Source organism: Nocardia thailandica NBRC 100428 (genome assembly GCF_000308795.1).
In the GTDB taxonomy this organism is placed as follows: Bacteria; Actinomycetota; Actinomycetes; order Mycobacteriales; family Mycobacteriaceae; genus Nocardia; species Nocardia thailandica.
Genome location: NZ_BAGK01000117.1, coordinates 47,147 through 62,105 on the forward strand (window position 1 = coordinate 47,147; position 14,959 = coordinate 62,105).

Here is a 14,959-nt window from a genome sequence, read left to right on the forward strand (position 1 = left end):
GGCGAACGCCCCCGGGTTTTCCGGCGGCGGGCGGCCACGGGGGTTCAGGCGCGGATCCGGTCGGTGGCTTCGACGAAGTCCAGGAAGCGGGGGATGACGACCTCGGGGTTGGCCCACAGCAGGTCGTGACCGATGTCGGGGACGATCTCGGCGATCGCGGTCGGCATGTGCGCGCGGACGCGGGCCGCGCCCGCCTGCGGGTCGGCGACGACGGTGTCGGCGCCGAACAGGATCAGCGCGGGCGCGGTGATCCCGGCGAGCTGGGCGTCGGTGAACGGGCGGTCCCAGGGCATGGCCATGCGGAACTTGACCGCGGCGATCGCGACGGCGAATTCCTCGTCGGAGAGCTCGACGCCGGGCATCAGCCAGCTGTTGAGTTTGCGCATCCGCTCCGGTGTCGGGTTGATGCCGGCGAACAGGAACTTCAGGAGCAGGCCGAGGCGGGGCTTGGCGAAGGTGGACGCGCTCGGCTCGAACATGGTGAGGCTGGCCAGGCGGTCGGAGCGGTGTACGGCGATCGCGCCGGCCAGCCAGGCGCCGAGGGAGTTCCCGGCCAGGTGCACGCGCGCGCCGCCGAGCCCGTCGATGACCTCGGCTCCCCAGCGCGCGATGTCCTCGGTGGTGCGCACCGGCGCGGTCTGCACGCAGCGGCCTGCCCAGCCGATGACGTCGGGGCTGTAGACGACCCGGTCCTCGGTGAGCGCCTCGACGAACGGCAGCGCGTTCATGCCGTTGCCGCCGATGCCCGGCAGCAGCATGATCGGCGGGCGGTCGCCGCTGCCGGAGGCGCGCACCCGGGTGGTGCCGAAGGAGGTCTCGACGTCGAGATCGGTGTAGGGCACGGGCCATTTCGCGCCGAGCGCGTCGTAGGCGCGCAGGAACTCGGCTTTCGCCTTCTCGCTGGTGAATCGTCCGATCTTCGGCATGAACCCTCCCGGTCGTCGCTGTTACGGTATGACCGTACCACGTAAATGGTATGTGCGTACCATGTAAACTCCGATGCTGCGACGAAGGGAGACACCGTGCCGAAACTGGTCGATCACGAACAGCGCCGCCGCCAGATCACCGACGCCACCCGGCGGGTGATCGTCGCGGGCGGGCTGGAATCGGTGACCTTCCAGTCCGTGGCCGCCGAGGCCGGGATCTCGGTGCGCCTGGTGCAGTACTACTTCGGGACGAAGAAGGACTTCCTGCTCGCCACCCACCGCTCGGTCATGGAGGACGCGGGCATCCGCTTCCAGCGGGGCTGGGCCGGCCTGGGCGACGACGCCACGCCGCGCGCCTCGATCCGCGCGGTCCTGACCGAGCTGCTGCCCCTCGACGAACGACGCCGCGAGGAGGTCCTGGTGCTCGGCGCGTTCGGGTGGGCCAACGTCACCGGCCGCGACGCCGTCGCGCAGGAGAGCTTCGCCGCGCCTCGCGCGCTCATCGCCATCGTCGCCGACCAGCTACGCCGCGCGGGCGGGGCCACCCCGGAGCGCGACGCGGAACTGATCACCATGGCCGCGGGCGGCCTGGCCCAGGGCATGCTCCAGGGCTTCGCCTCCACCGAGGAAGCGCTCGCCCTCGTCGACCACCTCCTGGATCGCGTGCTGGGCGCCTGATCCCGCGCCGGGACAACGCGCACACCCGTGGCAAATCCGGGGCTGTCGCGGGGTGCGAGCCTACGATGGGCGGGTGCCCGTCAACGTCGAGCAAGGACGCAGCGCGCGCAGCGGTGCGGCCACGGCGATCCTCGTCGCCGGTGGTTGCTCGGTCCTGCTTGGCGCGGTCACGCTGCTCTGGCCCGACCGCACCGTCCTGCTCGTCGCCTGGCTGCTGGGGACCAGCCTGCTGGCCTCGGCGCTGTTGCAGGTCGCCCTGGCGGTGCAGGCGCGGCTCAACGGGCTGCTGCGGGCGCTGGTCGGGCTCAGCGCCGCGCTGACCTTCACGGTCGCGATCCTGTGCTATCGCAGCGACAACTTCGAGCTGCTCTCGCTGTGGCTGGGCATCGGATGGGCGGTGCGCGGCACCGTGCAGGCGCTGGTCGGCGCCTGGGACGACGACCTGCCCAACGGCCTGCTGCACGAGGTGTGCGGCATGTGCACGGTGGTCGCCGGTGTGGTCATCATCGCGATCCGGTTCGAAACCCTCACCGGTGTCGCGGTGTTCGCCGGAGCCGGACTGATCGTGCTCGGGGTCATGGAGCTGACCGCCGGCGGGCTGATCCCCCTGCCCACCGGCGGCCGCGCCGCGTCCCGGCCCGCCCCCTGAACCGGTCAGGGCCGCGGCAGGGGCGTGTCGGGAGCGCCGTCGAACCGCACCGCGAACACCTGCTCGGGCGCCCAGAAGATCCGGCCGAACTCGAAGTCCTGATAGGCGCCGTCGGCGTGGGCCTGTTCGTCGCCGGCCGGCCAGCCCAGCGGGCCGTTCTCGAAACCGGTGGCCGCCCAGCGCTTCCCGATCGCCCCGTGCACCCAGCACCCGTCCGCGCCCGCCCGCCGGTAGATCGCCCCGCCCTGGAACGCCTGGGCCAGCCCCGGCCCGGACCCGCGCGGGTCGGCCAGTTCGGCGTGGGCGGCGACCGGATAGCCGAGCGGACCCGCCTCCCAACCCAGCTGGGCGTACTTGGCCATGATCGCGGCGGGGATCGCGTGCGCGCCGGTCACCGGATGCCAGTAGACGTGCCCGTGCTGGAACTCCGCGAACCGGCCCGCCCCGTCCGGGGTCATCAGCTCGCCCAGGGTGCGGCGCGCGCCCAGCCACGGCGCGGCCGCGGCGGCCTGATCGATCGCGGTGGGCAGCGCCTGCCCGGCCGCGAACTCGGTGACGTGGCCGGTGAACACGTCCCAGGGGAAGTTCGGGCCCACGTCGGTGTGGGTGCCGATCCCCAGCGCCTCGGTGACGTAGCGATGGTCGGCGATCCCCTCGGCCACCCGGTAGTCCGGCGCGATGACCTCGGTGGAGTAGCCGTGGCGGTGGGCGCTGCGGACCGCCAGATACGCCGCGATCCGCAGGTCGTCGCCCAGGCCGAGCCACTGCTCGCGCGACCAGGCCACCCGGCTGCCCGCGAAACACAGGTTCACGGTGTAGGGATTGGCGTCGAGGACCGACCAGGCGGCGCGGTCCTCGGGCACCACGCGACAGACGATCCCGTCGCGCAGCGTGTAGTGGTAGGACACGCCGTTGGCGGGGTCGTTGAGGTACCCGGCCAGGGACTCGGCGGTGCCGTTGCCCTCCTGGGTGTGCAGCAGGAAATTGGTGACGCGGGCGCCGTGGCGCGAGGAGTGCGACCCGCCGACCCGGTCGAGCTCGGCGAACGCGGGCACGGTGACCCTGCGGTCCAGCGCCCACTGGCCGAAGTCGGCGGCCAGGATGTCGTTCACGTCGACGTGGGCGCCGTCGATGATCGGCCCCGGCTCCGACGGGGTGTCGATGACCCGCTGGTAGAGCACCGCGCGGGGCTCGCGTTCCCCGCCGGACCAGGCGCGGGTCTGCCATACCCAGCTGAACTCGCCCCGGTCGCCGACCACGCCGTCCTGGATCGCCCACGCGCACACCCGCGAGTGCCCGTAGATGCCCGTCCAGGCCACGCCGAGCACCGAGTTCACGCCGCGGAAGAACTCCACCGCGGTCGAGTTCCACTGCGCCAGGGTCAGGTCCTCGTCCACGGCGAAGAAGATCGGCGCCTGCGCGGGCCCGCCCAGGCTCTGATGGGTGGCGCGGGCCTGTTCGGCCATGCGCGCCCCGCCGTCGAAACCGGTCGTCCAGTCCGACGGCGTCGGGTCACCGGGTTTGCCGTACTGCCAGATGGAGACGATGTCCAGGCCGGCGGCGCGTAGCGCGCGGGCGTAGTCGGCGGTGATCGGTTTGGCCCCGAAGTTGGCGCCGGGGCGCGAGGGTGAGACGTAGGCCAGGACGGCGGAGTGTCCGGCCGCGGCGATGGCGGCGGGATCGATGAGCCGGGCGGCGAAGTCGACTGCGGTAGGCATGCTGAACCCCTAGTATCACGGCGTATTCGATGGAACGTCGAGCAGAGGTGACGCGTGGGGCGCCGCGTGGACAGCCGAAATACCATAGGGGAGAACATGTTTCATCCCCTTCGGCCGCCGCGGCTAACCCCGGGACAACGGTATATGACCGGCCGTCGAGCGTGTGGCGAACAGTACGTGCCCACCGCTTCGCAAGGATGGCAACTGTGCTGCGCGCAGGTAGCCTGGCCCGCGGCGCGCGCACGGGGGTGGGCCCGATCGACGCCGAGTCCGTCCGATCGAAGAGTGTCCAGGAGAGTGTGGTGTCACCTGTAACCCCCGGTGTCGAAGCCGATCCCGCCCGTCGCGAAGCCTCGGCGATGCGTCGCATGACCGACTCGCTGGTCGAGGACTTATCGGGCAGCGTGCCCGCCGATCAGGTGACCTCCGCGGTCGGGGAGGCGCACACCCGGTTCGCCGCCAGCCCGATCCGCGAGTTCGTGCCGATCCTGGTCGAGCGCATCGTGCGCCGCGAACTGGCCGAGCCGATCGACACCGTGCGCATCCCCGCCTCGGCGACCCACGCCGAGACCGCGCTGGCCCGCGCCGCGGGCACCGAACCACCCGGCGCGCTCGACACCCCACCCGAGGGCATCGCGCTACCCCGCTTCGACCGCCGCAAACTGGCGCCGCTGGCGCTGGGCGCGGCCGCGGTGGTCGCGGTCTCGGCCGGGGCGGTGGCGGTGTTCTCCGCGGACGGCGACGACGCGCCCGCGCCGGTCGCCGCGCCGCTGTCGGTGATCCGGGGCGTGGTCGGCTCGGAGAAGATCCCGTTCTTCACCGACCCGAAGGTCGTGGCCGTGCTGGCCGACAACGGGATCCGCGTCGAGGTCGAGTCGGCCGGGTCGCGCCAGATCGCCACCAGCGTCGACCTGGGGGCGCTGGACTTCGCCTTCCCCTCGAGCAGCCCGGCCGCCGAACGCATCCAGCGCCAGCGCAACATCACCGGCCGCTACACCCCGTTCTCCTCGCCGATGGCGATCGCCACCTACCGGCCCATCGCCGACCTGCTGACCGCGGCGGGGGTGATCACGGCCGGACCGGTCCCCGGTTTCGACATGAACCGGTTCCTCGAGATCGCCGGCAACGGCGTGCAGTGGGATCAGCTGCCCGGCAACACCGTCTACCCGGTCCGCAAGAACATCCTGGTCTCCACCACCGACCCGCGCACCTCCAACTCCGCCGCCATGTACCTGGCCATCGCCAGCTACGTCGCCAACGACAACACCGTGGTGCGCGGCGGCACCGCCGAACAGTTCGTGCTGCCCACCCTGTCGAAACTGTTCCTCGCGCAGGGCTACACCGACTCCAGCAGCGAGGGGCCCTTCGGCCAGTACCTCGACAACGGCATGGGCGCCACCCCGCTGGTCTGCATCTACGAGGCCCAATTCCTGGAGGCGGCGGGCGCGGGCCGGATCAAGCCGGACATGGTGCTGACCTACCCCTCGCCGACCGTGCTGTCACGGCACACCCTGGTGCCGTTGACCGCCGGCGGCGACCGGATCGGCAAGCTGCTCACCGAGAACCCCGAGCTGCGCCGCCTGGCCGTCGAGCACGGCTTCCGCACCGGCGAGGACACCCAGTTCGCGCAGGTGGCCGCCGAACGCCGGGTCGCGGTGCCCACGCCGCTGATCGACCTGGTCGACCCGCCCGCCTACGACACCCTCGAACACCTCCTCGACGGGGTCGCCAAGTCCTACAACTGACCCCGCGCGGACACGGCGGAAAAGATTCTCGCGCCGCGGCGATGAATTCGCCGCGGCGGCGTCGTCTCAACCGGTGCTACCTGTAGCCGAAACATGGGAGATGCGATGACCACCAGTTCCGCCGTCCGCACGGGCACGCTCGCGGTGCCCGGCGCCACCCTGTACTACGAGGTCCGCGGGTCGGGGCCGCTGATCGTGCTGGCGGGGGCGCCGATGGGCGCCGGCGAATTCGCCGCGACGGCCGAGGCGCTGGCCACCACCCACACCGTGCTGACCACCGACCCGCGCGGACACGGCGCCAGCGTGGTCGCCGATCCGGACAGCGACTCCACCCCGGCCCTGCGCGGGGACGACCTGGCCGCGCTCATCGCCCACCTCGATCAGGGACCGGCGGTGGTGTTCGGCTCCAGCGGCGGCGCCGTGAGCGCCCTCGCCCTGGCCCAGGACCACCCCGACCGCGTCACCACCGTCGTCGCCCACGAACCGCCGCTGCGCGAGCTGCTCGACGACGCGGCCGCCCAGCGCGTGGCCACCGAGGACCTCATCGCCACCTACCGCGACGGCGCCGACCCGGTCGGCGCGTGGCGGAAGTTCTTCGCCATGGCCGCCATCCCGATCACCGACGCGATGCTCGAGCAGATGTTCGGCGGACCCGACCGGGACCCGGCGCAGGTGGCGAGCGAACGCTACTGGTTCGCCCACGAACTGCGCGCCACCACCGGCTACGTGCCCGTCCTCGACGTGCTCAGGGCGGGCCCGCCGCGCATCATCGTCGGGATCGGGACGGACTCGGCGGGCCAGTTCTGCGACCGCACCTCCCGCGCCCTCGCCGCCGCCCTCGGCGTCGAGCCGGTGCTGTTCCCCGGCGACCACGCCGGATTCCTCGGCGACCCGGCCGGTTTCGCCGCGCGCCTGCGCGAGGTCGTGCGCGGATGAGGCGGCCCCCTCGGCACGGGTAGGGTCGGTGCCGCACATCGGACGTGGCCCACGCGGCCGGAGGAGATCCCGTCATGAAGACCGCCATCGTGTGTAAGTCCGTCTCCCACGGCAACACCCGCCGTGTCGCCGAGACCATCGGCGGGGTGCTCGACGCCCGCGTCGTCGACCCCGCCGAGATCGACCCGGCCGAGCTCACCGGCTACGACCTGGTCGGTTTCGGCTCGGGCATCTACTGGATGAGCTTCCACGCCGAACTGCGCCGGCTCGTGCGCGAGCTGCCCGGCGGGCAGCGCGGCGCGGCGTTCGTCTTCGCCACCAGCGGCATGCCCGAGACCCCGCTGCGCCCCTACCTGCGCGAGCTGGCCGACACCCTGGGCGGCAAGGGGTTCCGGGTCGCGGGCACCTTCACCTGCCGCGGCCTGGACACCGTGTTCCCGCTGGGGCTGATCGGCGGGCTCAACAAGGGCCGCCCCGGCACCGACGACCTGGCCGCCGCCCACGCCTTCGCCCAGGGGCTGCGCACCGGCGGGCACGCGGGCTGATCAACGCCGCAGCGCCTCGGCGAACCCCGGCCACGACTCGTGCAGCTCCCGCTGCCAGTACCCCCAGGAATGGGTGCCGAAGGGCCGGGTGACGAACGTGGCGGGCACCCCGGCCGCGTCGAGGCGCGCCCGCAACGCCAGCGTGCACGCGTGGGTGACCGCCTCGAGCACCCCGCCGTTGGTGAGCTGACCGGCCAGTTTCCCGGGGTTGCCCGCGATGCCGGGCCCGTCGAGGGTGTCGAACTCGCCCGGCAGCCCGGTGCCGCTGGAGACGTAGATCGTGGTGCCGCGCAACAGGTCCGCGTGCACGGCCGGATCGTTGGCCGCCCACGCCGGATCACCGGGCGGACCCCACATGTTGGCCGGATTGCCCGACCAGCGCGTCACCACCGCCGACACCATCGCCTGCCCCTGCGGATCGCTGGTCCCGACACACCCCGAGTACGAGCCGACCGCCCGGAACAGACCCGGTTTCGCGGCGGCCAGCTGGAACACCGAGGTCCCGCCCATGGAGATCCCGGCGATCGCGTTCGCACCGGTGCCCGCGAAGGTGGCGTCCACGATCGGGGGCAGCTCCTCGGTCAGGAACGTCTTCCAGCGCTGCCTGCCCAGCACCGGGTCGTCGGCGCGCCAGTCGGTGAAATAGCTGCCCCGCCCGCCCATGGGCACCACCACGGTGACCTGGTCGTCGGCGAAGAAGTCGGCGACGTCGGTCTGGTCGGTCCACGACGAGGCATCGGTGCCGCCGTGCGCGCCGTTGAGCAGATACAGCACCGGCGCCGGGGCCGACGGATCGGCCGCGCGCAGCACCCGCACCTCGAACACCGCGTCCATCGCCGCCGAATACACCCGCAGCAGCAGCAACCGGCCCGGCCCCTCCGACACCCCGGTCACCCGCGACCCGTCCGGGGCGGCGCGCGCGGCGGCGAGCACCTCGGCCGGGCCGGGCACCGCCGCGGCCGGGACCCGGCCGGCCAGCACGGCGGCAGGCAGCAGGACGGAGCACAACAGCAGACGATGCCAGGGGCGCATGGCAGGCGACGGTAGAAGCCGCGCCGGGTCCGGCACAACGATTCCGCCACGGCCCTGTCGAGGCTGACAGGGCGCCCCGACCCGAACTGGATTCGTTCACAACGTTGGCGCCAGGGCGCTGTCACCGGTCGCCGACCTGGGCTTCAATCGTCGCCATGGCGCACGGGGGTCTCCGCCGCGCGCCACGTTCGGCACCTATGAATCGAGGTCATCCGTGGTCGATTTCGGCTTTCTCGAAGACTGGAAGCCCGCACCCGGCCGGGTCGTCGCGTGGACCGCGGCGCCGCAGTCCCGCGACGCCATGGCCGCCGCACCCGCCCATCCGGTGCCGCCCTCCTACCAGCAGGCCGAATACCTGCGCACCGCGCACCGCACCGGCGGCGGCGCCGCGCGCGCCTCACGGCTGTGCATGATCTCCTTCGACATTCCCGCCGCGCCCGACGTGGCCGCCCTCGGCCGGGCCTTCACCGCGTTCGTGCGCCGCCACGACACCTTCCACAGCAGCTTCCGCCTCGACTGCGAGCAGGTCGTGCGCCACGTCCTCGACCCCGCGCTCATCGAGCTCACCGCCACCGACCACGGCCACTTCCAGGACCCGGCGCTGCTGCGCGAGTTCGTCGCCGCGGGCACCCCCGACGCGCGCACCTGGGACTGCTTCGGGTTCGGCATCATCGACCGCGGCAGCGAGTTCACCGTGTTCGCCGCGGTCGACCACCTGCACACCGACGGCGTCGGCCAGGCCCTGACCTGCGTCGACCTGATCACCCGCTACGGCAGCGAACTCGCGCCCGCCCCGATCCCCGCGCCGCCGGTCGACGGGCACATCGCCTACTGCGCGCGCGAACGCGCCGCCAACGCCGCGCTCACCGCCACCAGCCCGGCGGTGGCGACCTGGCTGGAGCTGCTCGGCGCCCACGGCGGGACCATGCCGACCTTCGCGCTGCCGCTGGGCACCGCCGACCACGACGGATTCGCCGAAGGCGCCCAGCTGACCTTCCCGCTGCTCACCGGCGCGGACGCCGCCCGCTTCGACGAGGTCTGCGCCACCCACGGCGGCCGCTTCCTCGGCGGGCTGTTCGCCGCCCTCGCCCTCACCGAATTCGAATGCACCGGCGCCGAACGGTACTTCGTGCTCACCCCGGTCAACACCCGCGACGGGGACCGGGAGGCCGCCGCCATCGGCTGGTACACCAACCTCGCCCCGGTGGCCGTCGACGTCACCGCCGCCGACAGCTTCGCCACCCTGGTCGGGCCCGCCCAGGACGCCGCCGACCGGGCCCGCGAGTTCACCGAGGTGTCCCCGCACCGGGTCGTCGAGCTGGCCGGGCCCGAACACGGGCTGCGGGTGCGCCCGGGCTGGGCCGCGATGATGCTGTCCTATGTCGACGTGCGGCGCATCGACGGCGTGGAGATGTTCGACCGGATCAACGGTGGGCTCTTCGGCAACCGGGCCGCCGCCGACCAGGTGTATCTGTGGGTCAACCGGTTTCCCGACGTGGTCACCCTCAGCTGCGTGTTCCCCGACACCGCCACCGCGCACGCCTCGGTGGAACGCTACGTCAAGACCCTGACCGCGATCGTGGGCGCGGTCGCCGCCGAGGGGGATCGCGCGGCCGTGGTGTCGCCGTGAACGAGGCCGGCCTCGCGGCCGCGGCCCGCTCGTGGGCGCCGGTCGGGGTGCTGGCCGCCGGTGTCGCCGGGGTGCTGGCGTGGCGGGCCGGCCGCTACGACTGGTTCGGCGACGAGCTGTATTTCGTCGCCGCGGGCCGCCATCCGGCGTTCGGCTACGCCGACCAGGGGCCGCTGGTCCCGCTGATCGGGCGCGCCGCCGAACTCCTCGCGCCCGGTTCCCGGGTCGCGGCACGGCTGCCCGCGGTGCTCGCCGCCGCCGCCGGAGTGCTCGTGGCGGCCGGGCTGGCCCGCGAGTTCGGCGGTTCGCCCCGGGCGCGACTGCTGGCCGCGTTCGCGGCGGCCACCTGCCCGTTCCTGATCACCCAGTCGGCGTCGCTGTCGACCTTCGCCTTCGACGCGACCCTGACCGCGCTGCTGCTGTGGTGCGTCGTGCGAGGACGGCGGGTGGTGGTGTCCGACGGAAGGCCGGAATCGGCGCCGGGGAAACCCGGCCCCGACGGAGAGAGCCGCGAGGGACGCGGGGGAGTTCGCCTGCGCCCGCGCCGCGCGCGCCACGTTCCGGCCGAGGGCGGCCGGGCCGGGGTGCGCGCCCGCCGGGCACTGCTGGCCGGCGCGGTCGTGGTCGCGGTGGCGGTGCAGGTGAAGGCGCTGATCGTGGTGGTACTGGCCGGGCTGGCGGTGGGCCTTGCGGTGTGCGGGCCGCGGCGGATCAGCGGTCCCGACCCGGGAACCTCGGCGGCGGCCACCCGCACGGACGCCCACCGCGCACCCGTGCGCCTCGACGGCACCGCCCCGGTGACGGCGACACGGCCGGGGCCCGCACACGGGGTCGCGCGGCGCCTCGCGCGCGTGCGCACCGAACTGGCGGCGGCCGGGATCGTGGCGGTCTCCGCGGCGCCGGTGCTGTGGTGGCAGGCGGCGCACGGCTGGCCGCAGGCGGCGATGGGGGCGGTGGTGCGCGACGAACAGCGCGCCGCGATGGGCGGGGTCGCAGGACTGCCGTGGCAGCTGGTCGCCCAGGCCGGGCCGCTCGGCACATTGCTGGCCGGGTACGGGCTGTGGCTGCTGGTGACGGGCAGGGACTTCCGTGCCTACCGATTCGTCACCGTGGCGTTCGTGATCAGCCTCGGATTCGTGATCGTGGCCGGCGGACGGCCCTACTACCTGGCCGGCTGGCAGCCGCTGCTGTTCGCCGCGGGCGCGGTCGGGCTCACGCGAGCATGGGAACGAACCGGGCCGACGCGGCGACGGTGGGATCCCGTGCGGGGCGCGGTCGGATCCACCGCCGTGGCGTCGGTGGCGATCGTGGTCGCGGTCCTGGCGCTGCTGCCACGACCCGTCGACGCGATCGACCACGACACCGCGACCGGCCGGGAACTGTCGACGCGGCTGCGGCTGTACGGGACGACCGGATGGAACCACCTGGTCGACACGGTCGCCGCGGCCTACCGTGACCTGCCCGCCGGCGACCGCGCCCACACCGCGATCGTCACCGAGAACTACTGGCAGGCGGCGGCACTGACCGTCCTCGGCCCGCCCGGCCTCCCCGCGGCGCTGAGCCCGAACCGGGGCTTCGCCGACCTCGGCACACCCGACGACCGCATCCGCACGATCGTGTCGGTCACCGCGGGCGACCCCGCCTGCGCGGCGGCGTGCGCGCACCGAGACGGCCGGGACCCGGTGCTGCACACACTCTTCCGCCGCTGCGTCACGCTGCGCGCACTCGACATCGCGCACGGCTTCCCCGGCATCGACCGCGGCGTCACGGTCTGGCGCTGCGACGACCCGCTGCTGGCCTGGCCCGAACTGTGGCGCCGGGCGCACACCGTCGACCTCGACTCCGGACTCTGACCACGAAAGGCCCCCTCATGCGCCGACCGTTCCTGCACACCGCCGGGCATCCGCCGATCCCCGAGCTGGTCGCGGCCAAACAGGACAGGCGGGTGTCGGTGGTGCTGCCCGCGCTGAACGAGGAGGCCACCGTCGCCGGGGTCCTCGCCTCGATCCGCCCGCTTTGTGCGGCCGGCCTCGTCGACGAACTCGTCGTCGTCGACTCCGGCTCCAGCGACCGCACCGCCGAGATCGCCGCCGCCGCGGGAGCCACCGTGTACACCCGCGAACAGGCCCTGCCCGACCTCCCCGTGCGCCCGGGCAAGGGCGAGGTGCTGTGGCGGTCGCTGGCGGTGACCACCGGGGACCTGGTCGTGTTCGTCGACGCCGACCTCGTCGATCCCGACCCCGGATTCGTGCCCGCGCTGCTCGCGCCCCTGCTCACCGACCCCCGCCTCGTCCTGGTCAAGGGCTTCTACCGCAGGCCCCTCACCACCGCCGACGACTACAGCGCCGACGGCGGCGGACGAGTCACCCAGCTGGTCGCGCGCCCGCTGCTCACCGCGCTCGCGCCCGCCCTCGCCGAGATCATCCAGCCCCTCGGCGGCGAATACGCCGCCACCCGCGACCTGCTCACCGCCGTGCCGTTCGCGCCCGGCTACGGCGTGGAGATCGGGCTGCTGCTCGACTGCTGGCACCGCCACGGCGCCGAAGCCATCGGCCAAGCCGACCTGGGGGTCCGGGTGCACCGCAACCGGCCCACCCACGAGCTGGCGGCGATGAGCCGACAGGTGGTCGCCACCCTGCTCGACCGCGTCGGCATCGCCGACTCCGGGCTCGGCCTGACCCAGTTCCACATCGAGGGCAGCACCTGGCGGCGCGCACGCAGCGAGGTCAGCCTCACCGACCGGCCCCCGCTGCGCGAACTGGCCGGCACGCGGATCGCCTGAACGGAGAAGACACCCATGAGAATTCGCCCCACCCTGCTGGCCGCCCTGCTGACCTGCTGCGCGGCGCTCGCCGCGCCCGCCGCCGCCGCGCCGGGCGCGCACCTGAGCGGCATCGACCTGATCTCGGAGCGGGTGGCCGACATCGCCGTCTACTCCGCGGCCATGGACACCACCGTGCGCGCCCGCGTCCTGCGCGCCGCCGACCCCGCCACCCCGGCGCCGGTGCTGTACCTGCTCAACGGCGCCAACGGCGGCACCGGGGGCAGCTGGTACGACGAGACCGACGTCGCCCGCTTCTTCGCGGGCAAACAGGTCACCGTCGTCATCCCCGTCGGCGGCGCGGGCAGCTACTTCACCGACTGGCAGGCCAGCGACCCCGTGCTCGGACGGCCGCTGTGGACGACCTTCCTCACCCGGGAACTGCCGCCGATCGTCGACGCCGCCTTCGCCGGCACCGGCGCCAACGCCGTCGCCGGGATATCCATGGCCGGGACCTCGGTGTTCCAGCTGGCCGAATCCGCGCCCGGCCTGTACCGGGCCATCGGCTCCTACAGCGGCTGCGTCGGCACCAGCACCCCGCAGGAGCAGGCCTTCGTCGCCGCGGTCGTGGCCCGCTACGGCGGCAACGCCACCAACATGTGGGGCCCGCCGGGCGGGCCCGCCTGGATCGCCAACGATCCCGCCCGCCGCGCGGACCGCCTGCGCGGCACCAGCATCTACGTCTCCACCGGCACCGGGCTACCCGGCGAGTTCGACACCCTGGCCGGCACCGGCGGCGACGCGATCCAGCTGACCTGGCAGCTGCTGTTCGGCAGCCCGCTGGAGATCCTCGCCCACGGGTGCGCGCTGCGCCTGCGCACCCAGCTCGCCGACCTCGACATCCCCGCCACCTTCGACCTGCGCCCCACCGGCACCCACTCCTGGGGCTACTGGCAGCAGGACCTGCACACCTCCTGGCCCCAGTTCGAACAAGCGCTGCGCTGAGGCTCAGCGGTAGGTGCGCGCCACCAGCGCCGACCGCAGATACCACAGCCCCGACGCCTTCGCCGGGTCGAAACCGGTCAGGTTGGCGATGCGGCGCAGCCGGTAGTCGACGGTGTTGGTGTGGATGTGCAGCATGCGCGCGGTCCGCTGCCGGTTGAGATTGTTGGCGATGTGACGCTGTAGGGTCTCCAGCAGCTCGGGATACTCGTCGAGCGGGCTCAGCAGCGCGCCGAGGGAATCGCGGCCCGGGCCGGGACGCGTGAGCTGGTACTCGAGCGCGAACTCGTCGAACCGGTACAGCCCCGGCACCACCTCGATGCGCTGGACCATGTCGAGCAGTTCGTGGGCCTGGTCGGCCGCGTGCGGGATCGCCGCGGTCGGCGCCTCCACCAGGCAGGCGGTCACCCCGACCTGCGCCGCCCGCGACAGCCGCGGCACCAGCTCCTCGATGCCGGCGTCGTCGAGCGCGCCCTCGGGCAGCAGGACCGTGCCGCCGTCGGTGCTCAGCAGCGACAGCACCGACTCCCCGCACCACACCGCCAGCTCGGCCTGCACCCGGCGCAGTTTGCGCCGCGCCACCACCGTCGCGTCCAGGCGCGGATCGCTCTCCCCGGGATGACCCGGAATCGCCAGGGCCAGCACCAGATAGCGCTCGGCCACGGCGATCCCGCACTCCTGGGCCATCGTGGAGGTGGAATGCCCGCCCAGCAGCGCCGAGGTCAACGTCTGCGCGGCGGTGTGGTGTTCGCCCGCCACCGCCCGCAACTCGCGCACATAGGCGCGCGAGACCCGGGCGGTGAGGGTCTCGATGATCTCCATGAACACCCGCACCCCGCCCAGCAGGTTGTCGTAGTCCTGGGCGGTCGCCTTGGACACCACCAGCTCCAGGCCGATCTTGAACCCCTCGCTGAGCGAATGGTGGATGGTGTCGATCGGCACACCCTCGCGCGCCCAGCCCTCGGCGGCGGCCTCGACCCGGCGGACCTTCTCGGGCAGATCGCGCCCGTCGAGCATGCTGACCGCGAACTCCAGGCACACCCGGGTGATCGTCGTGACGTCCCCGGCGATGGTGCCGCGCGGCATCGTCCCACACGGGGCGACATGGGCCACGAAATGCCCCACCATCTGCCGGGACAGGGCGCGCACGTCCCTCAACGGCGAAGACATGGGCATGCCCGAGATGGTCAGGCTCTGCTGTGGATCGGTATCGACCGACATCACGTTCCTCACTTCCACGCGAACCACCCCGACGGGGCCTCACCGTAACGAGCGGTCGGGGCACGTCACAGCGAGCACGTCGCGCTTCTGGGTGAGTGCTGACGGGCAGGGGCACC

At 73.1% G+C, this 14,959-nt stretch carries 13 protein-coding genes and 1 pseudogene; 9 read left to right on the forward strand and 5 right to left on the reverse strand.

Going from position 1 to position 14,959, the window contains the following annotated elements; translation table 11 throughout:
* Positions 1-44: 44 nt before the first annotated feature.
* The gene (locus ON36_RS12390; protein ID WP_043651639.1) at positions 45-926 is read right to left on the reverse strand and encodes an alpha/beta fold hydrolase; all 882 of its coding nucleotides are present in this window, start codon (positions 924-926) and stop codon (positions 45-47) included.
* A gap of 96 nt (positions 927-1,022) precedes the next feature.
* On the opposite strand from ON36_RS12390, the gene ON36_RS12395 reads away from it, so the two are divergent.
* Together ON36_RS12395 and ON36_RS12400 are read left to right on the forward strand one after the other, a co-directional pair.
* The gene (locus ON36_RS12395; RefSeq protein ID WP_043651643.1) at positions 1,023-1,604 is read left to right on the forward strand and encodes a TetR/AcrR family transcriptional regulator; all 582 of its coding nucleotides are present in this window, start codon (positions 1,023-1,025) and stop codon (positions 1,602-1,604) included.
* A gap of 73 nt (positions 1,605-1,677) precedes the next feature.
* On the forward strand, positions 1,678-2,253 hold the full coding sequence (locus tag ON36_RS12400) for a DUF308 domain-containing protein (RefSeq protein WP_052313913.1): 576 nt from the start codon (positions 1,678-1,680) through the stop codon (positions 2,251-2,253).
* A gap of 5 nt (positions 2,254-2,258) precedes the next feature.
* On the opposite strand, the gene ON36_RS36910 is transcribed toward ON36_RS12400, so the two are convergent.
* Both ON36_RS36910 and ON36_RS36115 read right to left on the reverse strand, forming a co-directional pair.
* Entirely contained in the window at positions 2,259-3,308 is a 1,050-nt protein-coding gene (locus ON36_RS36910) for an N-acetylmuramoyl-L-alanine amidase (RefSeq protein ID WP_043651698.1), read from the reverse strand.
* Between the two features lie 9 nt (positions 3,309-3,317).
* Positions 3,318-3,971: pseudogene (locus tag ON36_RS36115) on the reverse strand (DUF1906 domain-containing protein); the annotation flags it as partial.
* A gap of 197 nt (positions 3,972-4,168) precedes the next feature.
* Here ON36_RS36115 and ON36_RS12415 point away from each other — a divergent pair.
* The 3 genes from ON36_RS12415 (at position 4,169) to ON36_RS12425 (ending at position 7,197) form a co-directional block, all read left to right on the forward strand.
* A complete protein-coding gene (locus ON36_RS12415) occupies positions 4,169-5,716 on the forward strand; it encodes a three-helix bundle dimerization domain-containing protein (protein WP_444543628.1) in 1,548 nt (515 codons plus the stop codon).
* A gap of 105 nt (positions 5,717-5,821) precedes the next feature.
* A complete protein-coding gene (locus ON36_RS12420; protein ID WP_043651645.1) occupies positions 5,822-6,652 on the forward strand; it encodes an alpha/beta fold hydrolase in 831 nt (276 codons plus the stop codon).
* Positions 6,653-6,726: 74 nt separating this feature from the next.
* Entirely contained in the window at positions 6,727-7,197 is a 471-nt protein-coding gene (locus ON36_RS12425; protein ID WP_043651647.1) for a flavodoxin family protein, read from the forward strand.
* On the opposite strand, the gene ON36_RS12430 is transcribed toward ON36_RS12425, so the two are convergent.
* Positions 7,198-8,229 carry an alpha/beta hydrolase gene (locus tag ON36_RS12430; protein ID WP_043651649.1) on the reverse strand — a complete coding sequence of 344 codons (1,032 nt, stop codon included), beginning with the start codon at positions 8,227-8,229 and terminating at the stop codon, positions 7,198-7,200. It abuts the gene before it with no gap.
* Between the two features lie 214 nt (positions 8,230-8,443).
* Between ON36_RS12430 and ON36_RS12435 the strand changes: the two genes are divergently transcribed.
* From ON36_RS12435 to ON36_RS12450, 4 genes are read left to right on the forward strand one after another with little or no spacing between them, the layout of a single operon-like run.
* Complete coding sequence (locus ON36_RS12435) at positions 8,444-9,859, forward strand: condensation domain-containing protein (RefSeq protein ID WP_043651651.1); 1,416 nt, start codon at positions 8,444-8,446, stop codon at positions 9,857-9,859.
* Positions 9,856-11,712, forward strand: coding sequence for a glycosyltransferase family 39 protein (locus ON36_RS12440; protein ID WP_043651655.1), 1,857 nt, complete (start codon positions 9,856-9,858; stop codon positions 11,710-11,712). Before ON36_RS12435 ends, ON36_RS12440 begins: the two co-directional genes overlap by 4 nt.
* Positions 11,713-11,729: 17 nt before the next feature.
* A complete protein-coding gene (locus ON36_RS12445) occupies positions 11,730-12,641 on the forward strand; it encodes a glucosyl-3-phosphoglycerate synthase (RefSeq protein WP_052313914.1) in 912 nt (303 codons plus the stop codon).
* A gap of 15 nt (positions 12,642-12,656) precedes the next feature.
* Positions 12,657-13,625 (forward strand): alpha/beta hydrolase, encoded by a 969-nt coding sequence (locus tag ON36_RS12450; RefSeq protein ID WP_043651658.1) that lies wholly within the window; start codon positions 12,657-12,659, stop codon positions 13,623-13,625.
* A gap of 3 nt (positions 13,626-13,628) precedes the next feature.
* On the opposite strand, the gene ON36_RS12455 is transcribed toward ON36_RS12450, so the two are convergent.
* On the reverse strand, positions 13,629-14,843 hold the full coding sequence (locus tag ON36_RS12455) for a PucR family transcriptional regulator (RefSeq protein WP_043651660.1): 1,215 nt from the start codon (positions 14,841-14,843) through the stop codon (positions 13,629-13,631).
* Between the last annotated feature and the right edge of the window lie 116 nt (positions 14,844-14,959).

Excerpts from the sequence above, each read along its gene's own strand:
- ON36_RS12390 (WP_043651639.1), bottom strand. The coding sequence starts at position 926 with ATGCCGAAGATCGGACGATTCACCAGCGAGAAGGCGAAAGCCGAGTTC.
- ON36_RS12415 (WP_444543628.1), top strand. The coding sequence starts at position 4,169 with ATGGCAACTGTGCTGCGCGCAGGTAGCCTGGCCCGCGGCGCGCGCACG.
- ON36_RS12420 (WP_043651645.1), top strand. The coding sequence starts at position 5,822 with ATGACCACCAGTTCCGCCGTCCGCACGGGCACGCTCGCGGTGCCCGGC.
- ON36_RS12425 (WP_043651647.1), top strand. The coding sequence starts at position 6,727 with ATGAAGACCGCCATCGTGTGTAAGTCCGTCTCCCACGGCAACACCCGC.
- ON36_RS12430 (WP_043651649.1), bottom strand. The coding sequence starts at position 8,229 with ATGCGCCCCTGGCATCGTCTGCTGTTGTGCTCCGTCCTGCTGCCTGCC.
- ON36_RS12445 (WP_052313914.1), top strand. The coding sequence starts at position 11,730 with ATGCGCCGACCGTTCCTGCACACCGCCGGGCATCCGCCGATCCCCGAG.
- ON36_RS12450 (WP_043651658.1), top strand. The coding sequence starts at position 12,657 with ATGAGAATTCGCCCCACCCTGCTGGCCGCCCTGCTGACCTGCTGCGCG.
- ON36_RS12455 (WP_043651660.1), bottom strand. The coding sequence starts at position 14,843 with ATGTCGGTCGATACCGATCCACAGCAGAGCCTGACCATCTCGGGCATG.